Annotated in this window: 20 protein-coding genes; 5 read left to right on the forward strand and 15 right to left on the reverse strand. The window is 54.4% G+C overall.

Annotated elements, in window-relative coordinates:
• Window positions 1-78: 78 nt before the first annotated feature.
• The 3 genes from OOJ60_RS04955 to cybB form a co-directional block, all read right to left on the reverse strand.
• A complete protein-coding gene (locus OOJ60_RS04955) occupies window positions 79-1197 on the reverse strand; it encodes an S-(hydroxymethyl)glutathione dehydrogenase/class III alcohol dehydrogenase (RefSeq protein ID WP_060571240.1) in 1119 nt (372 codons plus the stop codon).
• A 33-nt stretch (window positions 1198-1230) separates the two neighbouring features.
• Window positions 1231-1506 (reverse strand): metal/formaldehyde-sensitive transcriptional repressor, encoded by a 276-nt coding sequence (locus tag OOJ60_RS04960; RefSeq protein WP_003833178.1) that lies wholly within the window; start codon window positions 1504-1506, stop codon window positions 1231-1233.
• A gap of 194 nt (window positions 1507-1700) precedes the next feature.
• Window positions 1701-2231 carry a cytochrome b561 gene (cybB, locus tag OOJ60_RS04965; RefSeq protein WP_042283210.1) on the reverse strand — a complete coding sequence of 177 codons (531 nt, stop codon included), beginning with the start codon at window positions 2229-2231 and terminating at the stop codon, window positions 1701-1703.
• A gap of 189 nt (window positions 2232-2420) precedes the next feature.
• Here cybB and gap point away from each other — a divergent pair, with 189 nt between their 5' ends.
• On the forward strand, window positions 2421-3422 hold the full coding sequence (gap, locus tag OOJ60_RS04970; RefSeq protein WP_042283212.1) for a type I glyceraldehyde-3-phosphate dehydrogenase: 1002 nt from the start codon (window positions 2421-2423) through the stop codon (window positions 3420-3422).
• A gap of 72 nt (window positions 3423-3494) precedes the next feature.
• Here the strand turns inward: gap and aldA are convergent, their stop codons facing one another.
• Together aldA and OOJ60_RS04980 are read right to left on the reverse strand one after the other, a co-directional pair.
• Window positions 3495-4934, reverse strand: a complete 1440-nt coding sequence (aldA, locus tag OOJ60_RS04975; RefSeq protein ID WP_181823141.1) for an aldehyde dehydrogenase — start codon at window positions 4932-4934, stop codon at window positions 3495-3497.
• Between the two features lie 197 nt (window positions 4935-5131).
• Window positions 5132-5926 carry a YdcF family protein gene (locus tag OOJ60_RS04980; protein ID WP_205612050.1) on the reverse strand — a complete coding sequence of 265 codons (795 nt, stop codon included), beginning with the start codon at window positions 5924-5926 and terminating at the stop codon, window positions 5132-5134.
• A gap of 391 nt (window positions 5927-6317) precedes the next feature.
• Here OOJ60_RS04980 and OOJ60_RS04985 point away from each other — a divergent pair, with 391 nt between their 5' ends.
• The gene (locus tag OOJ60_RS04985; RefSeq protein WP_200033303.1) at window positions 6318-7637 is read left to right on the forward strand and encodes an MFS transporter; all 1320 of its coding nucleotides are present in this window, start codon (window positions 6318-6320) and stop codon (window positions 7635-7637) included.
• Window positions 7638-7701: 64 nt separating this feature from the next.
• Here OOJ60_RS04985 and hrpA read toward each other — a convergent pair whose 3' ends face one another.
• On the reverse strand, window positions 7702-11604 hold the full coding sequence (gene hrpA / locus OOJ60_RS04990; RefSeq protein ID WP_205612051.1) for an ATP-dependent RNA helicase HrpA: 3903 nt from the start codon (window positions 11602-11604) through the stop codon (window positions 7702-7704).
• A 201-nt stretch (window positions 11605-11805) separates the two neighbouring features.
• Here hrpA and azoR point away from each other — a divergent pair, with 201 nt between their 5' ends.
• On the forward strand, window positions 11806-12411 hold the full coding sequence (gene azoR / locus OOJ60_RS04995) for an FMN-dependent NADH-azoreductase (protein WP_042283223.1): 606 nt from the start codon (window positions 11806-11808) through the stop codon (window positions 12409-12411).
• A gap of 30 nt (window positions 12412-12441) precedes the next feature.
• Here the strand turns inward: azoR and OOJ60_RS05000 are convergent, their stop codons facing one another.
• The 7 genes from OOJ60_RS05000 to OOJ60_RS05030 all read right to left on the reverse strand — a co-directional run bounded on the left by OOJ60_RS05000 (window position 12442) and on the right by OOJ60_RS05030 (window position 18360).
• Window positions 12442-12855: a GFA family protein gene (locus OOJ60_RS05000; RefSeq protein WP_205612052.1), complete on the reverse strand. Its 414-nt coding sequence runs from the start codon at window positions 12853-12855 to the stop codon at window positions 12442-12444.
• A gap of 108 nt (window positions 12856-12963) precedes the next feature.
• The gene (locus OOJ60_RS05005; RefSeq protein WP_181823138.1) at window positions 12964-13575 is read right to left on the reverse strand and encodes a lysophospholipid acyltransferase family protein; all 612 of its coding nucleotides are present in this window, start codon (window positions 13573-13575) and stop codon (window positions 12964-12966) included.
• A 5-nt stretch (window positions 13576-13580) separates the two neighbouring features.
• Window positions 13581-14495 carry a phosphatidate cytidylyltransferase gene (locus OOJ60_RS05010; protein ID WP_042283230.1) on the reverse strand — a complete coding sequence of 305 codons (915 nt, stop codon included), beginning with the start codon at window positions 14493-14495 and terminating at the stop codon, window positions 13581-13583.
• A complete protein-coding gene (locus OOJ60_RS05015) occupies window positions 14495-15100 on the reverse strand; it encodes a CDP-alcohol phosphatidyltransferase family protein (RefSeq protein ID WP_181823136.1) in 606 nt (201 codons plus the stop codon). Before OOJ60_RS05015 ends, OOJ60_RS05010 begins: the two co-directional genes overlap by 1 nt.
• 101 nt (window positions 15101-15201) lie before the next feature.
• Window positions 15202-15525 (reverse strand): YdbL family protein, encoded by a 324-nt coding sequence (locus OOJ60_RS05020; protein WP_042283235.1) that lies wholly within the window; start codon window positions 15523-15525, stop codon window positions 15202-15204.
• A 7-nt stretch (window positions 15526-15532) separates the two neighbouring features.
• A complete protein-coding gene (locus tag OOJ60_RS05025) occupies window positions 15533-15724 on the reverse strand; it encodes a YnbE family lipoprotein (protein WP_042283238.1) in 192 nt (63 codons plus the stop codon).
• Window positions 15721-18360 carry a YdbH family protein gene (locus tag OOJ60_RS05030; RefSeq protein ID WP_042283241.1) on the reverse strand — a complete coding sequence of 880 codons (2640 nt, stop codon included), beginning with the start codon at window positions 18358-18360 and terminating at the stop codon, window positions 15721-15723. Before OOJ60_RS05030 ends, OOJ60_RS05025 begins: the two co-directional genes overlap by 4 nt.
• Before the next feature lie 197 nt (window positions 18361-18557).
• On the opposite strand from OOJ60_RS05030, the gene OOJ60_RS05035 reads away from it, so the two are divergent.
• On the forward strand, window positions 18558-19547 hold the full coding sequence (locus OOJ60_RS05035; RefSeq protein WP_042283245.1) for a 2-hydroxyacid dehydrogenase: 990 nt from the start codon (window positions 18558-18560) through the stop codon (window positions 19545-19547).
• A 104-nt stretch (window positions 19548-19651) separates the two neighbouring features.
• A complete protein-coding gene (gene hslJ, locus OOJ60_RS05040) occupies window positions 19652-20074 on the forward strand; it encodes a heat shock protein HslJ (RefSeq protein WP_042283246.1) in 423 nt (140 codons plus the stop codon).
• A gap of 3 nt (window positions 20075-20077) precedes the next feature.
• Here the strand turns inward: hslJ and OOJ60_RS05045 are convergent, their stop codons facing one another.
• Both OOJ60_RS05045 and OOJ60_RS05050 read right to left on the reverse strand, forming a co-directional pair.
• Window positions 20078-20350 carry a putative hemolysin gene (locus OOJ60_RS05045; RefSeq protein WP_042283247.1) on the reverse strand — a complete coding sequence of 91 codons (273 nt, stop codon included), beginning with the start codon at window positions 20348-20350 and terminating at the stop codon, window positions 20078-20080.
• 154 nt (window positions 20351-20504) lie between these two features.
• Complete coding sequence (locus tag OOJ60_RS05050) at window positions 20505-21032, reverse strand: C40 family peptidase (RefSeq protein WP_072014930.1); 528 nt, start codon at window positions 21030-21032, stop codon at window positions 20505-20507.
• Between the last annotated feature and the right edge of the window lie 572 nt (window positions 21033-21604).

Raw genomic sequence — 21604 nt, forward strand, 5'->3', positions numbered from 1 at the left:
CGCTGACTTCGTCACACTTTGACAACATTTTTGCTAAAGAAAGGAAAAATGCCAGCGGAGGCTCCGCTGGCAAAGGGATTACTTATCGCCGAAATGGATAACGGTACGAATCGATTTGCCTTTATGCATCAGGTCAAAGGCCTCGTTGATTTGTTCCAGCGGCAGACGGTGCGTAATAAACGGATCCAGCTGGATCTTACCCGCCATCGCCTCTTCTACCATCCCCGGCAGTTGCGTACGCCCTTTTACACCGCCAAACGCGGAACCGCGCCAGACACGGCCAGTCACCAGTTGGAACGGACGCGTTTTGATCTCCTGACCCGCACCGGCTACGCCAATAATGATGCTCTCGCCCCAGCCTTTGTGGCAGCATTCCAGCGCGGCGCGCATGACGTCGACATTACCGATACATTCAAAGCTGAAATCCACCCCCCCGTCGGTCAGGTCAACAATCACGTCCTGGATCGGTTTATCGTAGTCCTTCGGGTTAATAAAGTCGGTCGCACCCAGCTCGCCCGCCAGGGTGAATTTCTCCGGATTCGTGTCAACGGCAATAATGCGCCCGGCTTTCGCCTGAACCGCCCCCTGAATGACAGCCAGACCAATTCCGCCAAGCCCAAAGACCGCAACGGTATCGCCTTCTTTTACCTTCGCCGTGTTGTGTACGGCACCGATACCGGTGGTCACGCCACAACCCAACAGGCAGACTTTGTCCAGCGGCGCCTGGGGATTAACCTTCGCCAGCGAAATCTCGGCGCACACGGTGTATTCACTGAAGGTGCTGGTACCCATATAGTGATAAATGGGTTCGCCTTTATAAGAGAAACGGGTAGTACCATCCGGCATCAGACCTTTACCCTGCGTGGCGCGTACAGCCTGGCACAGGTTGGTTTTTCCGGATTTACAGAATTTACATTCGCCACATTCTGCGGTGTAAAGCGGAATAACGTGATCGCCGGGTTTCAGGCTGGTGACGCCTTCCCCCACCTCGACCACCACACCGCCGCCTTCATGGCCGAGCACGGCCGGGAACACGCCTTCAGGATCGTCGCCGGACAGGGTAAACGCATCGGTATGGCAAACCCCGGTATGGGTAATCTTCACCAGTACTTCGCCTTTTTTGGGCGGCGCAACGTCAATTTCAACAATTTTAAGCGGTTGACCAGGGCCAAAAGCAACTGCTGCACGTGATTTCATATCTCTCTTCCCTATTATTGCGAGGTGATGTGTTTATTTTAGATAAGCGCGAAGAAGGTGACCGATTTCCGCCATTCGCACAGCACGCTGGTCCGGCGTGGTTTCTCCACTCACCAGTTCATCTTTGAGATGGATTTCAACCATTTCGCCCATCAGACCATTAGACGCACCGCGGACAGCGGCAATCTGTTGCAAAATAGCCAGACAAGGTTCGCCAGACTCCAGCGCGCGTTCGAGCGCATCAACCTGCCCTCGTATGCGCCTGACGCGGGTCAGGATCCGTTTTTTATCTTCAGGTGAATGTGGCATAGGCCCTCCTGCATACTATAGGGGGGTATAGTAACAGGTACAGGCCATCATTGAAATAAAGAGATCCCTGAAAGACATAGGCCCCGGTTGATCTTTTTCTCCACCGGGGCCAAAAGGTACAGCAGACAATATCAAAGCCAGCATCTTACATAGCGCGCGCCAGCCCCCGCGCGTTCGACGATCAGCGTCCGTTTTTATCCCCGCTTACGGGGCATCATGCGCAGCAACGTATTGTCCTTCCACATATAGTGATGCATCAGCGCGGCGGCGGCGTGTAACGCAATGACCAGGTAGCCCAGGTTCGCCAGCACAATATGCCAGGATTTCAGCATAGCCACGGCATCTGGATTGGCCTGAGCCGCATGCGGCATCACCATCCCAAACGCGAACCACGGATTTCCGCGGTTATACATCATCATCAGGCCTATCACCGGCAACGCGATAAACAACAGGTAAATGATCAGATGCCCAAGATGCGCCAGGCCGGTCATCATCGGCTTAGGCTTTGGCTCAATCGGCGGCGCGGGGAATTTCAGTCGAACGACGAGCCGCGCGACCATCAGCGCCAGTATGCTCATCCCACATGAAACATGCACCATATTGATAACCGGACGGTAGCTGCGAGGGAAAAGCCCACGAAACTCCATCGCGCAGTACGCCACAATCACCAGTAAGAATACCAGCCAGTGAATTCCAATCTGCAGGCCTGAATACTTATTGCCCATAATACGTCCTGAGTAAATTCGTAAAGCGTCAACATAGCGAGCTTTTGTTAAAAATTCATTAACTTTTCTTCATCGTTTTTCAGTCAGTTAGGCTTAACGGCAAGAAGTGCGATTGCTCATCCCGCCAGAGTGAACTAAGCCTGGAAAGGAAAAAGAGACCGCACTGCTACATCCTGACAGGAGTAAACCATGAGTAAAATTGGCATTAACGGTTTTGGTCGTATTGGTCGTCTGGTACTGCGTCGTTTACTGGAGGTCAAAAGCGACGTCGATGTCGTCGCCATTAACGATCTCACCTCGCCGAAAATCCTCGCTTATTTGCTGAAGCATGATTCCAACTATGGTCCTTTCCCGTGGAGCGTTGACTTCACCGAGGATGCGCTGATTGTCGATGGCAAAGAGATTGCCGTGTATGCGGAGAAAGACGCGAAAAATATCCCATGGAAGGCCAAAGGCGCGGAAATTATCATTGAATGCACCGGATTTTACACCTCGAAGGAGAAATCTCAGGCGCACATTGATGCCGGGGCTAAAAAAGTGCTGATTTCCGCCCCCGCTGGCGACATGAAAACCATCGTCTATAACGTTAATGATGACACGCTGCAGGCAAGCGATGTGATTGTCTCGGTCGCATCCTGCACAACTAACTGTCTGGCGCCAATGGCTAAAGCGCTCCACGACAGCTTTGGCATTCAGGTGGGCACCATGACCACCATTCACGCCTATACCGGCACCCAGTCACTGGTCGATGGTCCCCGTGGAAAAGATCTGCGCGCCTCCCGCGCGGCAGCGGAAAACATTATCCCCCATACCACCGGCGCGGCGAAAGCCATTGGTCTGGTGATCCCGGCACTGAGTGGCAAGCTGAAGGGCCATGCTCAGCGTGTCCCGGTGAAGACGGGCTCCGTTACGGAACTGGTCTCCATTCTGAATAAAAAAGTCACCGCCGAAGAGGTGAACAACGCACTGAAACAGGCCACCGATAACAACGAATCTTTTGGTTACACCGACGACGAAATCGTCTCATCGGATGTTATCGGCTCGCACTTTGGCTCTGTGTTTGACGCCACTCAAACAGAGATTACCGAGGTGGGCGATCTGCAACTGGTGAAAACCGTGGCCTGGTATGATAACGAGTACGGATTCGTCACCCAACTCGTTCGTACGCTGGAAAAATACGTTACGCTTTAACAACAAGGCGGAGAGGCTCCTCCGCCCTTTTTTCTTCTGCTCGCCCGCGCTGTGAATACCCCGGCCTTTACGCTACGACTGCAGATAAACCACCTGCGTTTGCAGATACTCGTTCAGTCCGTGCTTACCGTCCGCGCCACCGATACCTGACTTGCGCCAGCCCGCGTGGAAACCCTGCATGGCTTCAAAGTTCTCACGGTTGATGTAGGTTTCGCCGAACCTGAGTCCCTTGATAGCTTTCATCGCTACATTGAGATTCTGCGTATAAATCGACGAGGTCAGGCCATAGTCGCTGTCGTTCGCCATAGCCAGCGCGTCATCCAGCGTATCAAAGACGACGACGGGCAGCACCGGACCAAAAGTCTCTTCATGCATGATCGCCATCTCCTGGCGCACATCCACCAACAGCGTCGGTGGATAGAAGTAGCCTTTCCCCTCCACCGCGTTACCCCCAAGCACCACTTTCGCGCCTTCTTCAACCGCACGCGTCACTTTTTGCGCCACACGTTCCAGCGCAGCCGCATTAATCAACGGTCCCATCGCAATGTCGTTACGCTCGGCGGGATTGCCAAACTGAACCGCTTTCATCGCGTCAGCCAGACGCGTGACAAACCGATCGTAAATACCTTTCTGGACATACACCCGCTCGGCACAGTTACAGACCTGCCCGCTATTAATGACGCGAGAATCAACAATCGCCTTCACCGCCAGCGCCAGATCCGCATCGTCCATAACGATAGCTGGCGCTTTGCCCCCCAGTTCAAGGCATACTTTGGTGATGTTCTTCGCGGCGGTGGCCATAATTTTTTCTCCCGCCGTCACGCTGCCGGTCATGCTGACCATCGCCACCTTAGGATTCCCCGCCAGCTCCTGTCCGACCGTTTCACCACGACCGAGCACAAGGTTAAAGACGCCGCGCGGCAAACCAATATCATCGACGATCTTCGCAAAAGCGATGGCATTATTCGGCGTAAACTCGCTCGGCTTGATCACGATGGTATTGCCCGTGAGCAACGCGGGCGCCAGTTTTCGCGCGATCAGGAAGAACGGGAAATTCCACGGCAGGATACCGGTGGTCACGCCCAGCGCGCGCTTAAACAGCAGTATATTCTCGCCGGGGCGATCGCTTTGCAGAATCTCGCCCTCGTAGCGGCGCGCCCACTCGGCCATATAGTCAAGATAATCGGCGGTAAATGACACTTCCACCTCCGCCAGCTGTTGGATCTTGCCGCCCTCGGCAACAATCAGCGCGCTGATCTCATTAGCTCGCTCGCGGATGCCAGCGGATATTTTGCGTAACCATCCTGCGCGTTCAATGGCCGGCAGCGCTTCCCAACCGATCTGCGCCCGTTCTGCCGCCTCAATCGCTTTACGCGCATCTTCCGCCCGCCCGTCCGGGATACGGGAAATCACCTCTTCCGTCGCCGGGTTGATGACATCAATCCAGGCTTCTCCGTGCCAGGTCACAAACTGTCCGTCGATATACATAGGATGTTGTACGGGTACTGACATGCGCTACTCCTGTGATTTAAATGTTTTTAACAAGTGAAATTGTTGTTAATAAACATCAATCATGCCGTCAGTATTCCAACTGGTGTTTTGATAATGTGAGCGGCCTCATAAAAGAGGCCGCTCAGGGGCAAAGAAGGTTGCTGGCAAGGGCAGGAAAAATGCCCGTTTGGGAGAAAACAAGGCTAAACGGGCAGGGTTCAACGCAAAGCGCGATCGGTGAGGGCCGCATAGAGTGCTTCATCGTCGTGCAGCGTTTGCCATGCGGCTTCCACATCCGCCGGAAAATCAACGTGAACAATAAAGTCGCGCCCGCAAGGTCCGTAGCCCGATTCGTCGTTACGCAGGCGTGGTATTTCGCCCGCCACCAGCGCTAAATAACGCTCAATGGTCCATACGCGATCATCAATGTTGGAAAAAGCAAGACCGTCGTCATGCCGGCAAAGCAGCGGTGTGAAGCCAGGATGACTTAACCAACGCGGCGCATCCGGGTTGTCACGGGTTACCCGGCGAAACGTCGCAATAGTGCGCCGCTGCATGGTGGGGTCCTGAACCACAATCGCCGTATTGATGGGATCGGTGACCTCGGTAAGCAGGCTGACGCTAAAACGGGCATTTTCACCGCAGTTAGTGGAACGTTCTTCCAGCCAGATTTTATCCGCCGGGATCTGCCAGAACTGGCGTGCGATATCTGCAAGGATAGCCGCTTCGGTGCGTCCGGTGGTACGAATCGTATTGTAACGGGGATGCTGCGCAATGGCGGCATACAGAAAGGTCGTTGAGTGCCCGATCCCGCCGGTAATCAACAGTGGAATAGATTGCTCTTTCGCGATGCGGCAGGCGGCATCAATGGTGGGGATCACGGCATTACCGGCAAGCACGACGCAGTCGGCCGGATAAGCCGCACCGCCGTGAAAGTCATCCTGCGCCAGCCACTGCCCTACAGTATTAATCGCCTCAAGGGAGGCGTCGGAAATGTTCAGGAACGTTCGCATAGTGGGCTCCTCCTCTTTCTCAGCAGCCTACCGCAGCCCGACAGGATAAACAGCAGATCTCTCTGAAAGGTTAAGCGTTAAATTTCGCCGCTTTTTTTGTCACATTCATGAAATAACCAGAAACGTCTAAAAACGTATCGGTTGCACCTGTCGATTATCCTGTTTTTAAGCCGTTTAATAAATCATCCCTGTCATATCTTCTGCTCTCACAGAAAATTCGCCTGGTAAATTGCCTTATTTTTGGCGCATGTCTTTCGCCTCCCCCTTGTCAAATGTAACCAACCTACCTAGTTTGATTAACAATTTCACAACCAACCGACTGTTTCAGGTTGCACCTTCCGCACCGCCAGGTGTCACCTTTTTTCTACTCTCTGGCTGAGGTTTAACGTCAATGACAACGCATGAAAGTAGCACTGCCATTCTGAAGAAAAACAAAAAAGTCCTCATCGCCAGCCTGACCGGCAGTGCGATTGAGTGGTTCGATTACTTCCTGTATGGCACCGCCGCCGCGCTGGTGTTTAACAAGATTTTCTTTCCGATGGTTGACCCGGTTATCGGTCTGATCCTCTCGTATCTGTCTTTCTCTCTGACCTTTTTCATTCGTCCGATCGGTGGTGTTGTCTTTGCCCATATCGGCGACCGGATTGGCCGTAAGAAAACGCTGGTCTTAACGCTGTCGCTGATGGGCGGCGCGACGGTGATGATTGGCCTGTTGCCGACCTACGAGATGATTGGTATCTGGGCGCCCATTTTGTTGATTCTGATGCGTATCATTCAGGGAATGGGGATAGGTGGCGAATGGGGCGGCGCGCTTCTGCTGGCCTATGAATACGCGCCGGAAAAACGTAAAGGTTTTTTTGGCAGTATTCCCCAGGCGGGTGTCACCATCGGCATGCTGATGGCGACGTTTATCGTGTCGTTAATGACGCTGTTCAGCGAAGAGGATTTCCTCTCCTGGGGCTGGCGCATCCCGTTCCTGCTCAGTTCCGTACTGGTGCTGCTGGGGCTATGGATCCGCCGCGATATTGACGAAACACCGGATTTTCAGAAAGTGAAGCAATCCGGACAGGTCGCCAAAGCGCCGCTTCGCGAGACGCTCACCCATCACTGGCGTGAAGTGCTGATCGCCGCAGGACTCAAAGTGGTAGAAACCGCGCCATTTTATATTTTTTCGACCTTTGTGGTCAGTTACGCGACGACAACGCTCACCTACCAAAAGTCGCAAGCGCTGGAAGCCGTTACCCTTGGCGCGCTGGTGGCTACGGTAATGATCCCGCTGATGGGCCTGTTGTCGGATAAAGTGGGCCGTAAACGGATGTATGCCGTCAGCGTCTGCCTGCTCGGTCTGTTTATCGTGCCGTGGTTTCTACTGCTCAATACCGGCACGAGCTGGGGAATCGTACTGGCGACGGTGGTGATGTTCGGCATTCTCTGGGCCCCCGTCACCGCGGTTCTCGGCACGCTCTGCTCTGAAATTTTCAGCGCTAACGTTCGTTATACCGGGATCACCCTGGGTTACCAGATTGGCGCGGCACTGGCTGGCGGCACTGCCCCGCTTATCGCGACGGGCCTGCTGGCGAAATATAACGGCGACTGGGTGCCGGTGGCGTGGTATTTGATCGTCACTGTCGCTATCTCCCTCACCGCCATCTTCTTTGCGAGTCGGGTAAAACGGTCTTCTGCTATTCACGCTCAGCCGAACGAACTGTAGTAGTCATAAGCCTCACCCGGTATTCACCGGATGAGGCGCTACGTTCACGTCACAGTGCAAACAATTACCCGTTTATCTGCTCCATCGCCTGTAAAATACGCTTATCTGAAATCGGATAAGGCGTACCGAGCTGCTGCGCGAAGTAACTGACGCGCAGCTCCTCTATCATCCAGCGGATCGCCTTCACATCTTCATCTTCACGTCGCGCAGGGGGCAATTTATTGAGCCACTGCTGCCACGCCTGCTGCACGCTCTCTACTTTCAGCATTTGGGCGCGGTCGCGGTGCGGATCGACCGCCAGCTTCTCAAGCCGTTTTTCGATCGCCTGTAAATAGCGCAGCGTGTCGCCGAGACGTTTGAAGCCGTTTCCGGTGACAAAGCCGCGATACACCAGCCCGCTCATTTGCGCTTTTATATCCGACAGCCCCAACGCCATCGTCATGTCCACGCGCCCTTTCAACCGCTTGTTGATGGCAAACACGGCAGTCAGGATCTGCTCAACCTGCTTTGCTATCTCCACCACGGTGTCGTTCAGTTCGGCACGCACCTTTTCGTGTAACGCGGTAAAACCTTCCTCTGTCCAGACCGGGCCGCCGTTGGCGTCGATCAATTTGTCTACGCCACAGGAGATACAGTCGTCTATCAGTTCCAGCACCTTCCCATACGGGTTGAAGTACAGACCCAGCTTAGCTTTGTTCGGCAGCTTCTCGTGCAGGTACTTAATGGGCGACGGTATGTTCAGCAGCAGCAAACGCCGCAGGCCGGACCACATTGCCTGCCGCTGTTCCAGCGGGTTATCGAACAGTTTGATCGCCACACTGTCGCGCTCGTCCACCAACGCTGGCCAGGCTTTGACCTTATAATTGCCGCGTTTCTGCTCGTAGCTTTCCGGAAGCTGGCCAAAACTCCAGATATGCAGGCCGCTCTGTTCGATACCGTCGTCCGCCACGGCAGACAAGGTTTCCTGAACCTTGCCCTTCAGCGCCTCTTTCAGCGCCGTTAACGAACGTCCTTCCTGCAGTTTTTTGTTCTTCTCGTCGACAACGCGGAACGTGACTTTCAGATGATCGGGCACCTGTTCCCAGTGCCAGTCTTCGCGGTCAACCGTCACGCCGGTCATGCGGCGCAGCTCACGCTCAAGGGCCTCCAGTAGCGGCAGTTCGAGCGGGGTTACACGGCCTAAAAACGCCTCAGCATAATTTGGCGCAGGGACAAAGTTGCGCCGTACTGGCTTCGGCAGCGACTTGATCAGCGCAATCACCAGCTCACGGCGCAGGCCGGGGATCTGCCATTCAAAACCGCTCTCGTCCACCTGGTTCAGCAGCGGCAGAGGGATGTGTACAGTCACGCCGTCGGCATCCGCGCCCGGTTCAAACTGGTAGCTCAGGCGCAGCTTCAGATTGCCCTGATGCCAGAAGTTGGGATAGTCCAGCTTGCTGATCTTTTCCGCCCCCTCTTTGATCAGCATGCTCTTTTCAAAATTGAGCAGGTCTGGCGTTTCCCTGCTGACCTTTTTCCACCAACTGTCGAAATGACGCGCGGAAATTACATCGTGGCTGATGCGCTGGTCGTAGAATTCAAATAGCGTCTCATCATCCACCAGAATGTCGCGGCGACGCGATTTGTGTTCCAGCTCTTCGACCTCAGCACGCAGCTTCAGGTTATCGCGGAAGAATGCGTGCCGCGTTTGCCAGTCGCCTTCGACCAGCGCGTGGCGGATAAACAGCTCGCGACATAACGCCGGATCGATCTGGCTGTAGTTCACCTTGCGGGCGGCGACAATCGGTAAACCGTACAGGGTGACCTTTTCAGTCGCCATCACTGCGCCCTGCGCCCGCTCCCAGTGCGGTTCACTGTAAGAACGTTTAATCAGGTGCTGGGCAACAGGCTCCACCCAGTCCGGATCGATTCGCGCCGCAATACGGCCCCACAGACGGCTGGTTTCCACCAGTTCTGCCACCATCGTCCATTTTGGCGGTTTCTTGAATAAGCCAGAGCCGGGGAAGATGGAGAAACGCGCGTTGCGTGCGCCGGTATATTCCTGCTTGTCGGCATCCTTCATCCCGATATGCGACAGCAGCCCGGTAAGCAGCGCGATATGAATTTCACGATATTCCGCCGGTTCGCTATTGACCGGAATGCCCAGTTCTTTCACCACCTGACGCAGTTGGGTGTAAATATCCTGCCACTCGCGCACCCGCAGGTAGTTGAGGAAATCCACGCGGCACTGGCGGCGGAACTGGTTCGATGACAGCGCCTTCTGCTGCTCGCCGAGATAATTCCACAGATTTACGAATGCCAGAAAATCGGACTCTTTATCGTGGAAACGACGATGTTTTTCATCCGACGCCTGCTGCTTGTCCATTGGCCTTTCGCGCGGGTCCTGAATGGAGAGTGCGGAGGTGATGATCATCGCCTCGCGCACGCAGCCGTGTTTTTGCGCTTCCAGCACCATGCGCGCCAGGCGCGGATCCACCGGCAGCTGGCTGAGCTGGCGACCCAGCGGCGTTAGCTTATAGGCGTTCGCCTGTTCGTCAGTCGTAATCGCGCCCAGTTCTTCCAGCAGGCGCACGCCGTCCTGGATATTGCGCTTGTCCGGCGCTTCGACAAAGGGGAACGCGGCGATATCGCCCAGTCCCAGCGCGGTCATTTGCAGAATAACCGACGCCAAATTGGTACGCAGAATCTCCGGATCGGTAAACTCCGGGCGCGACAGGAAATCGTCCTCGGAATAAAGACGAATACAGATCCCTTCCGAGACGCGACCGCAACGCCCCTTACGCTGGTTAGCGGAAGCCTGAGAAACCGGCTCGATAGGCAGACGTTGTACCTTTGTACGGTAGCTGTAACGACTAATGCGCGCGGTGCCGGGGTCAATGACGTACTTAATACCCGGCACGGTGAGCGAGGTTTCCGCCACGTTGGTCGCCAGTACAATGCGCCGTCCGCTGTGGGACTGGAACACCCGGTTCTGTTCGCTATTGGAGAGCCGGGCGTACAGCGGCAGCACTTCCGTATGGCGTAAATTGAGCTTGTTAAGCGCGTCGGCGGTGTCGCGGATTTCGCGTTCACCGCTCATAAAGATCAAAATATCGCCGGGGCTTTCACGACCCAGTTCATCTACCGCATCGAAAATAGCCTGTAGCTGGTCGCGTTCGGTATCGTCCGCCTCTTCTACAATCGGGCGATAGCGCACTTCCACCGGATAGGTCCGTCCTGACACCTCTTTAATCGGCGCATTGTTGAAATGTTTTGAGAATCGCTCCGGATCGATAGTCGCGGAAGTAATGATAACTTTCAGGTCCGGGCGACGGGGCAGCAGCTCTTTCAGATACCCCAGCAGAAAATCGATGTTCAGGCTGCGCTCGTGCGCTTCATCGATAATGATGGTGTCGTACTGCATCAGCAGACGATCCTGCTGGATTTCCGCCAGCAGAATACCGTCGGTCATCAGCTTAACCATCGTGTTATCGCTGACGTGGTCGTTGAAACGCACCTTATAACCGATGCAACCACCCGGCTCCGTTTGCAATTCTTCAGCAATACGGTTCGCCACGGTACGCGCAGCCAGACGGCGCGGTTGCGTATGGCCAATCAACCCTTTAACCCCGCGCCCCAACTCCATGCAAATTTTCGGTAGCTGGGTGGTTTTTCCCGACCCGGTTTCCCCGGCCACAATCACCACCTGGTGATCGCGAACCGCTTCAAGAATGGCCTGTTTTTTCTGGCTAACCGGCAGGTTTTCCGGATACACGATCGCCGGACGTGACGCTTCGCGTAGCACGACTTTACCGGCTGCCTGTTCGATCTCTTTCGCCATTTCCTGGTAAATGGCCTGTTGTGCATCAGGATTTTTAACCTTCTTCACGCCGTGGAGGCGGCGAGCAAAACGCTGGCGATCGCGCAGCATCAACGCATCTAACTGCTGTTGCAGGAGGTGGAAGGTTAATTTTTGTTGTTCTGTCATAAGGTTAGATGGCAGTGCTCTGCCTGGTTAAATCTCTTCAAAATGATAGGTATAGAGTACCACATCAGCGCATGTTGTGTGTCGTTCAATAAATTCGAACATAGGCTTCGATATATTGCGCTATCTCTGTGGCAGGATTGTGAATAAAGTGTCAACACGCAACGGGGCACAGCCCATTCAAACACCTATAAGGAAACACCCATGAGCAAGGTATTAGTTCTTAAATCCAGTATTCTGGCAGGGTACTCTCAGTCTGGTCAGTTGTCTGATTATTTTGTTGAACAATGGCGTGAAAAACATCCCGCTGATGCCGTAACCGTACGCGACCTGGCGGCAAACCCTGTTCCGGTTCTGGATGGCGAACTGGTCGGCGCCCTGCGCCCGAGCGATGCGCCGCTGACGCCGCGTCAACAGGAAGCGCTGGCGCTGTCTGATGAGCTGATTGCTGAACTGAAAGCCCACGACGTAATTGTCATTGCCGCCCCGATGTACAACTTTAACATCCCGACACAGCTGAAAAACTACTTCGATCTGATCGCACGCGCTGGCGTCACGTTCCGCTATACCGAGAAAGGGCCGGAAGGTCTGGTCACCGGTAAACGCGCCGTGATCCTCTCCAGCCGCGGCGGTATTCACAAAGATACCCCGACCGATCTGATCGCGCCATACCTGAAAGTGTTCCTTGGATTCATTGGGATCACCGACGTGAACTTTGTGTTCGCCGAAGGAATCGCCTACGGACCGGAAGTGGCATCAAAAGCGCAGTCCGACGCGAAAGCCGCTATCGACAGCGTGGTAGCCGCGTAAGCGCTCACCTCCCGCTGCGGCGGGAGGTGTTCATTTTGACTGATAAGTCAGATACCCCACCACACTGCGACTCGCGCCATCACTGGGATGATTCACCCCGTCGGTTACCTCAACCGGTGAAAAGTCAAAAGGCGAGACGTCTTCAATACAGGCCACGTTCACGCCATACTGATCCGGACTGGAACGGCGCTGGTGAAAGGTGTAGATCCCGCAGACTGAACAAAAATAATGCTTCGCTTCGCCAGTATTAAACCGGTACTCCGTGAGCTTATCGCGCCCGGTGATGACGTCGATACCGTCGAGCGGCGCAGAAACCACCACGGCGCCGCGCATCCGGCAAAACGAACAGTTACAGCGGCGTACGGTGTGAAACCCGTCGCTAAGCTGAACGGTAAAGGTGACCGCGCCGCAGTGGCACTGAGCAGAATATTTTTTTGTCATCATGTTGTCCCGCAATGAGTCGATAACGCCGTTGCAGTGGACAGTATAGAAACAAACGCTCAAGACAACGTGCCTGATAGCGCAAAACGGTGCGCTATCAGCCAATTTGCTTTATTGCGAAAGCGCCAACAGCTGCGCCCGGAGATTATCCATGAACGCGCGCTTGTCGGGATCCGCATACATCGCCCCGCCAATGGTCACATCGATAAACAGCGGCAGCGGTATCCGGTTGCCCTTCGCCATTACCCGTTCGGTTCCGGTCAGCCAGACAGGAATAATCGGCACCTCCGGAAAACGCTGGCTCAGATGCCATAACCCGGACTTCAGCGGGGCCAGCTTTCCAGGCTCGCCGCGGGTACCTTCCGGAAACAGAATCAGCGTCTTGCCTTCTCGCAGCGCTTGTTCGCAACGGGCCAACGGGTTAGCGTCGCCGCCTTTACGCATCACCGGAATAATGTTGAGAATATTCAGCGCAAACCAGGCCATCCACTTATTACGCAGAAAATAATCCGCCGCGGCAACCGGATGCACCTGACCCTGACGACGTAAAGAAAACAGCGAAAGCAGCGCAAACACGTCCATATGGCTGTTGTGATTCGCCACAATAATCGCCGGACCGTGTGTCGGCAGACGTTCCCGGTGCCGGACACGCAACCCCAGCCATAGCCAAATGACCGGCCAGACAACACAAAGAGTAAACAGAGTACGAAGTAGTCGCGTCATGGTAGTTAAAAGTAAAAATAGCGGATGAAATGAAAGAAGACCGGCGCAGTGAAGATAAGTGAGTCCAGCCTGTCGAGAATACCACCGTGTCCGGGCAAGAGAGTGCCGCTGTCTTTGACGCCACAATCCCGTTTGATCGCCGACATCACCACGTCACCACAAAACCCCGTCACGCCGATAATCACCCCGGCAAGCAGCGCCATCGCCCCGCTCATTGGTGTCAGTAACGGCCCTAACAGCAGGGCAACCAATGCCGTTGTCGCCACGCCGCCCAGCAATCCTGCCAGCGTTTTATTCGGACTGACCGTCGGCGTGACCTTAATGCGCCCGAACGACTTACCCCAGATGTACTGCGCAACGTCGTTAAATTCCGTCAGACCGACCAGAAACAGCACCAGTAGCGCGCCGGTCTGTTTGCCATCAGCAGGAAGCACCAGCAGAAAAGCCACATGGCTGAACGCAAACACGGTGGTCATTAAACTCCAGTGCAGTTGGGAAGCGGTACGCAAAAAGCCCTGCGTGTCGCCGGCGATCACCATTCGCGCGGGAAGGAATAAAAAGACATATACCGGAATAAACACCACAAACATGCCGTACCAGCCACTGCCGATAAACCCGTAGTTAACCGGAATAGCGATAAACATCCACAACAGCGGCATACGGTCAGCCTGACGGGACGGCGCCAGGGTCAGAAACTCTTTCAACGCCATAAAGCTGACCAGCCCGAAAAAGGTCAGCGCCAGCCAGGCAGGACTCAGGATCGCCAGCGAAAACAGCACCACGATGACCCACCATGTGCGAATGCGTAGCGTTAATTCGCGCCAGTCTTTCTCCGGACGCAGCGTAACCAGTAGCACATTAACCACGCTTGCCGCCAACAGCAGCGCGAATACCGCCGCCAGGGATGTCTCCAGCATCATCACTTCGCCACCTCGACCCGCAACGCGCTGCGACAGCGATTACCCGCCGTCCACAGCAGCAGAAGGATGGCGCCACACCAGACGGCGTTATTCCATGTCGCCAGCTGTGGCCACAGCGTCAAAAGCAGTCCCCAGCAGCCAAACAGCAGCGCGCGATCGCTTTTGCCTAACGGACCCGCGTAGCTGCGCACGCCGTTAATGGTTTGCGCCAGCACGCCGCAAAATTCCGTCATTGCCGCACAGAACAGCATCGCCACAACCAGCATTGGGTTACTGTCCGGGATCAGCATAAACGGCAGATAAAGCGCGAGGTCGGAGAGGACATCGCCGGTTTCATTGAGAATCGCACCCAGCCTTGACTGCTGATTGCACTCTCGCGCCAGCATGCCATCCAGCGCATTAAGCGCCATGCGCACAAAGAGCACGACAGGCAGGAGGACCAGCAGTTCCAGACGGGGGAAACACACCAACACGCCGCCCGTCAGGAATGAGAGCGCCATCGCGGCAAGGGTAATGTGATTAGCCGTCACGCGGTGTCGGTGCAGCCAAAACATGAGGGGACGCAAAAGCGCCTGAAAAGCGGGCTTAATTTGATAGAGGGTCATTATCATTCCCTGATAATTAAAAAGTCGCGTAATAATGCCTGACTTTATCGATTGATGCGCCATCGCCCCCTGCTATCAGACAACATTTCAGAATTTATCAGTTATTTCCGCAGCCACTTACCGTTGATTCCCTGCACGTACTCGCCCGGACGGGCGCGCTCAACCAGCTTTTGCCCGGCCATTTTCGCGACCTCCTCTACCGGAATATTGTGGCTTTCAGCAAGCTGCTGGTAGCTGACGCTTCGCGCCTGGTTGATCTCTTTCACCAGCGTCCGGGTTTCGGCATCCTCTTTCAGCGCCACGAGGTAGCCGTTCAGGGTCTCCCCAACCCGTCCTTGCGTTCTGGCCTCATTGAGGGTCAGCGCCAGCGCATTTCCGCTCAGCAGGCTGAGAATCAGCGTCGTCAGAAGTAATGTTCGTTTCATCCTAACCTCAGAACAAGTCGCTACGTGATTTGAGCAGGCTTTCTACGTCTTTATCCACTTTGATGTGGATCTCATGCTCAATCCTGACATTCATGTTGATAGTGATTGGCTCTTTTGGCGCCGCGACTTCAATGCGCGGCGTACAGCCCGTCAATACCCCTGACAGGAGTAGCGCCAGCATGGCTGTCATCATTTTCATTGGGAGTCCTCACATTCCTTGCCTTCCGGGCAGTGTTTCAGGGGCAGCGTTGCGTTCTGTTCAAGCCATGCCTGTAGGTTGTCGCCAAAGCGCAGACTGCGCCAGAGCGCAAATACATTTTCTTCGTGGGTGTAGTTGAGATTGACCGTCCCCGACTTACCTTCTACGCGACTGTTGCCGGTGATGGCCGCCTGCATGGTCAGTACGCCGAGATTGTCTAAATTGATTTTGGTCCAGGAATGGGCGATCTCCATGTAACGCAGCCAGTTGATCGCCGCGCCCGCCGCCATATTATCCTTCACCACCGCATCGGCGGTGTCTTTGTCGATGCGCAGGGTCATTGGACCCGGATTCGTTAACCAGCCGTCTTTAATGATCCATTTTTCATTATTCAGCCACAGTGGGAGCGCGCCGCTGACCGGGCCGGACAGGGCAAATTGCTTGGGATTCACTGCGCTTATCAGCTCGCTGGACGAAATATTTTCCACACGAATCAACGCCGGGCCATGCTGCGGCATACGCAACTGCTGCATCCTCACCTTACCGCCCAGCACGTCGACGCTGACGTCGGTGAGTAACAGCGGCTCCTCTTCACGCCAGGGGTACGCGCCCTGCAGATCGGCGCTGAGATTGGTAGCTGTCACCTGATTGACCACTTCGGCGATCCGCAGCGAAACCGGTCCGCGCGTACCCAGTTGCCACGTACCGTTGCCAAAACGGAATGGCAACACGAAATCCACACCGTTGATCTGGTTGTCGGGCATCCATGCGCTGCCGCCTTTGAGCACACCGTGGCCGCCCGCTTCAAACCCTTGTTCCGGCGCGGCAGAGAACGCGACCTGGGCGTAGAGCTCGCCTTCGCGCAGAGTCATTTTCCAGTCTGGCGGCACCAAAGGTTGAAACACCGTTAGCGACTGCTGCGGCCACCAGGCCTGTCCGCGCAGACGAATGCCGTCCCAGCGTCCGTTAACCCGAACCGGCCCAATCGCCCCGGCATGTAAATCGCCTTTGAACTGGAACAACGTCGGATCGCTACCGTCAACGCTGAACTTGAGCGTCGACGGCGGCAACACGCTGCCGCCCGAAAAATGGGTTTCGCCAGCGTCGAGCGAGAGCGCGCCGCTAAACCGCGGCTGTGCTTCATCGCGCACCCACTGAACCGGCTTGTCGAGTATCAGCCGCGGGGAGTCGATCGTCATGGTGCCGTATTGAAGCTGATTAAAGCCAGTGGAGAGATCGGTCAGGGTGATGACCTTATCGCGCCATTCCCCTTTTCCCGCCACGTCCCAGGCGGCATGCATAGGGGTAAAACGGCCCTTCCCCCAGTAGCGCCACTGCCAGCGCCCTGCATCCGGCAGGAAATCGTTCGCCAGACCGTCGAGATGCAGCACAAAGTCACCCATTTGATTTTCATGCGCGCGCAAAATGGCCTGCAGACGACCGTCCACGCCGCGCTGCGTCACCGTCACCCCTGCCAGCGGCCAGCGAATCTCATCAATGTCCAGCGAGTCGATGACCCGCCCGCGCGAACGCAGCAGCGCGCCAGGCTCAAAGGCCAGTTGCGGATCGCTCAGGCTTCCGCTCAGTTGGGCGGGTAGCCTGGCGTAAAAAATCAAATCGTCCTGCTTCGCTTCGCCGGTTAACTGAAGCGGCATCGCGCTATTATCCATGCTGAGTTTGCCTGGGCCAAAGGTCAGCACCGCGTTTCCTTTGCCCGCGTCGCCCTGGGTAAGGACATTAAGGCGACCGCTAATCAGCGCCCTTTCTGTCCCCTCCTGCCAGTTATCAACCTTAATGCCCAGACGCCCGCTTAAGGGAAAATCCTCATACGGCCACGTCCAGCGGCCGTCGCTGATGGAGAGTTGCTGAGACGTAAGGCTCCACGGCAGGTCGAGCAACGGCTCATGCTGCCCGCGCGCCATCACGATCAGTTGCCCCGTATTGTCACGCCATTCCAGTTCCGCATCCACCAGCGAAGGCGCCTGCGGCAGAGTCAACGTCGCAACGCTATGACCGCTTGTCGGCAGCCCATCCGGCACCAGCGGCATCGTGAATTCACCAACCAGTCTGACGGGCGGCTGCCCTTCAAACGCCGTCACGTCCAGTTCACTCACGGACAGCATCTGGCCGCGCAGTTGCGCCCGAAGGGTGACCTTTTCCCCCTGATAGCGCACTTGTTGAACCGACGGGGTAAGCGAAAGGTTCAGTTTTCCCTGCCATACCTGCCAGGGAGAAAGCGCCACATTGTCGATAGTGACCCAGGTATTCGGCAACATCGCCTGCCACTCGGCAAGGGTGCGAGGCGCGGCGGGCGACGACTCGCTTTGCGGGAGTTTAGCCAGGCAGGCGGAATCAAGCTGAAGGGTTTTAATCGTAAGCTGCCAGCGGCTGGGATGGGAAATGTCCGCATGGGTGACGCGCGCCAAAGGACATTCACCGACTAAATATGTCATCTCAGGAATATGCAAGCCCTGACGCGTCAGGCGTGGGCTTTGCTCAAAGGCTATGCGCGTCCCGAGCGGCAGCCAAATGCCCGCCAGCGTTGGGACCCACCACCCAAGCGTCATCACCAGCGTCAGCGGTATGAGGATAACCAGCAAAGCGATCGCCAGAACGGCTTTGTATTTACCCTTCATGGGCAGTTAATATCCTGATTTAGCATTAAATTAAGCCGAATAAGGCCACTATTGTGTCATGTTTGCCGAAACATGCCCAGTTTAAGGATAGATGCTCTAGAATTATTCATTATATGTATCACTTTCAATACTTTTTTATATTTTGTAAAATAATTTGAATTCAATACGTGTGATTCAACATCACTGGAGAAAGTCTTATGAAACTCGCCGTATACAGCACTAAACAGTACGACAAGAAGTACCTGCAACAGGTTAACGAGGCTTTTGGCTTTGATCTTGAATTTTTTGACTTTTTGCTGACGGAAAAGACAGCGAAAACCGCCCATGGCTGCGAGGCCGTCTGTATTTTCGTAAACGATGACGGAAGTCGACCGGTACTTGAAGAGCTGAAGAAACAAGGCGTTAAGTTCATCGCGCTGCGCTGCGCGGGTTTCAACAACGTCGATCTTGACGCGGCAAAGGAGCTGGGTTTACAGGTCGTGCGCGTGCCGGCCTATTCGCCGGAAGCCGTCGCTGAGCACGCCGTTGGTATGATGATGACGCTGAACCGTCGCATTCACCGCGCTTATCAGCGCACCCGCGATGCTAACTTCTCGCTCGAGGGCTTAACCGGTTTCACTATGCACGGTAAAACAGCCGGGATCATTGGTACCGGTAAAATTGGCATTGCCGCTCTGCGCATCCTGAAAGGTTTTGGTATGCGACTGCTGGCGTTCGATCCCTACCCGAGCGCTGCTGCGCTTGAGCTGGGGGTGGAATATGTCGATCTCGCCACGTTGTTTGCCGAGTCGGATGTGATCTCCCTGCACTGCCCATTAACGCCGGAGAACTATCATCTGCTTAACCACGCGGCCTTTGACCAGATGAAGGATGGCGTGATGGTGATCAATACCAGTCGTGGAGCGCTGATCGACTCCCAGGCGGCTATTGAAGCGCTGAAAAATCAGAAAATTGGTTCGCTGGGTATGGATGTTTACGAGAACGAACGCGATTTGTTCTTTGAAGATAAGTCTAATGACGTCATTCAGGATGATGTGTTCCGTCGGCTTTCCGCCTGCCACAACGTCCTGTTTACCGGGCATCAGGCCTTCCTCACGGCGGAAGCGCTGACCAGCATTTCAGAAACTACGTTGCACAATTTGCAGCAGTTAATGAACGGTGAATCGTGCCCTAACGCCCTGTTTTAACGCTCATCCCTCCCACGTTTGGGAGGGGTTTTCAGATTTTCCCCAAAGCCATATTCGGTAAGATCGTTATTCTGTTATTGATTGTTAAGATTCAGAGAGTTGATATGAAGAAGGTAGTCGCGCTGGTTGCGCTGAGCCTGCTGATGGCAGGTTGTGTGAGTAATGGAAAAGTGTCTGTCAGCCGCGAGCAGCTACAGCATCATCGCTTCGTGCTGGAAAGCGTGGACGGAAAACCGATCGCGGCAAGCCAGCAGGCTCCCGAGCTGAGCTTCGGAGAAAAGATGACGATCTCAGGCAAGATGTGTAATCGCTTCACCGGTCAGGCCACGCTGTCAGATGGCGAGCTGAAAGCCAAAAATCTGGCAATGACGCGGATGATGTGCGCCGACCCGCAACTTAATCAACTGGACGCCACGCTGAGCGCCATGCTCAGCAAGGGTGCACAGGTAGACCTGACCGCTAACCAGCTTACGCTGGCGACGGCGGAACATACTCTGAGCTATAAACTGGCCGACTTAATGCAGTAAGTATCAATAACTACCACAGCTTCCCGCGGCGAGAGATTGTTCGCTACAGCGTTTGCCGTTGGGAAGCGCGCACATGCCAATGGCAGAACCGTCCAGTTGACGGGCGACAGAGAGCGATCCCCCTATCATGGCGCAATTGGCCTCGCCGGAGCTGGTCATCGCCGCTCTTAACCCCGGAGCGACATGCGCCGCCGTCGCCTGCTGAACAGGTTCATTGTCACTGCTGCACGCCGACAATAATAACGCGGCACATCCTACCCAAAACGCTGCGCGCATTTCTCTCCCCTTATCTTCTGAAAGCCAAACGAACCGCACTAATAATAGGCATGCGAAGCTGTCGCGTCGAGAGTCAACGCGCGCATTTATGCGCCGCAGCCGCATTTTATCGCGTTATCCGTGCGGTTTTTGATCTCACGTGGCCCCACGAGCTTTAAACACTCACCCGACGAGCGGTCACATAGCGCGACTGCCAGTATCGGTTTGAAAGATGTGACAACGTCACACCTTCCGAACTGGATGCATGAATAAACGCATCATTTCCGATATAAACCCCAACATGATGGACGTTTGGTTTCGTTTCGAAAAACACCAAATCACCGACGTTAAGTTCATTCTGATGTATCCGACGACCGATATGACTTTGCTCACGGGCAGTCCGCGGCAAGTGTTTATGAATCGTCGAGGCAATAATACGACGCGTAAAGGCGGAGCAATCAATGCCACGGCGGCTGTCCCCGCCCCAGCGGTAATGTGTACCCTGCCACTGTGCGAATTCACGCATAATGCGTTGTTTAAGCTGTTTGTTGTTACGCTGAGCTGACGACCGATTTACGGAATTATCAGCATAAGACAACGTAGAAAAGGTATTGAAGCCCCAGTCTTTAGCCTGAATTTTAACAAACGCAAAAGACGATGATGAGGTAGATATAAGTAAAGCAAGCAAAAATAAACGAATCATAATTTAATCAAAACAAGTAATTACATTATCACATCCTGACTTTTTCGCGCACAAAGAAGATTCACGTTATTACGTGTAAATAATATGTTTAAATTGCGTGTATCCGCAACTGGCTGGTTATTATCACTGTGCTAACAGCAAAAAATAACAAGGCTTTCCTGCCCCGTTCTGCACCCAGTGTAGAGACAGCAGACCTAAAGCCAAACTTAAATCATCTTATTAAGAACAGCCATATCCCAGGAGAACGGCAAGGGTAATAATTTTCTTAAGAAATTTCTCAAAGAAAATTACGGTCCAGTTTTGGACCTCACTTAAAAAATAAGATAAAGCTGTTAAATCCACGTTAATAAACAATCGACTTTTTGATGACAACGTAAAAATATATTGCACACCTTGCCCCCGGAAAAATAAAAACGTGGGCATCATCGGGGTTAAATAAATATTAAATTTCCGATCTTGTTTCGCGATCTGTGTGTCAATTTGTGCACTCGAAAGCCGCATAACTTCAAGGGAATACAGGAAAGTCCTATACTGAAAAGATAACTATCGGGACGCCATGCTGTAGAGAGCGT

The sequence above is a fragment of the Citrobacter sp. R4 genome (assembly GCF_026719175.1).
GTDB classification, from domain to species: Bacteria; Pseudomonadota; Gammaproteobacteria; order Enterobacterales; family Enterobacteriaceae; genus Citrobacter_A; species Citrobacter_A sedlakii.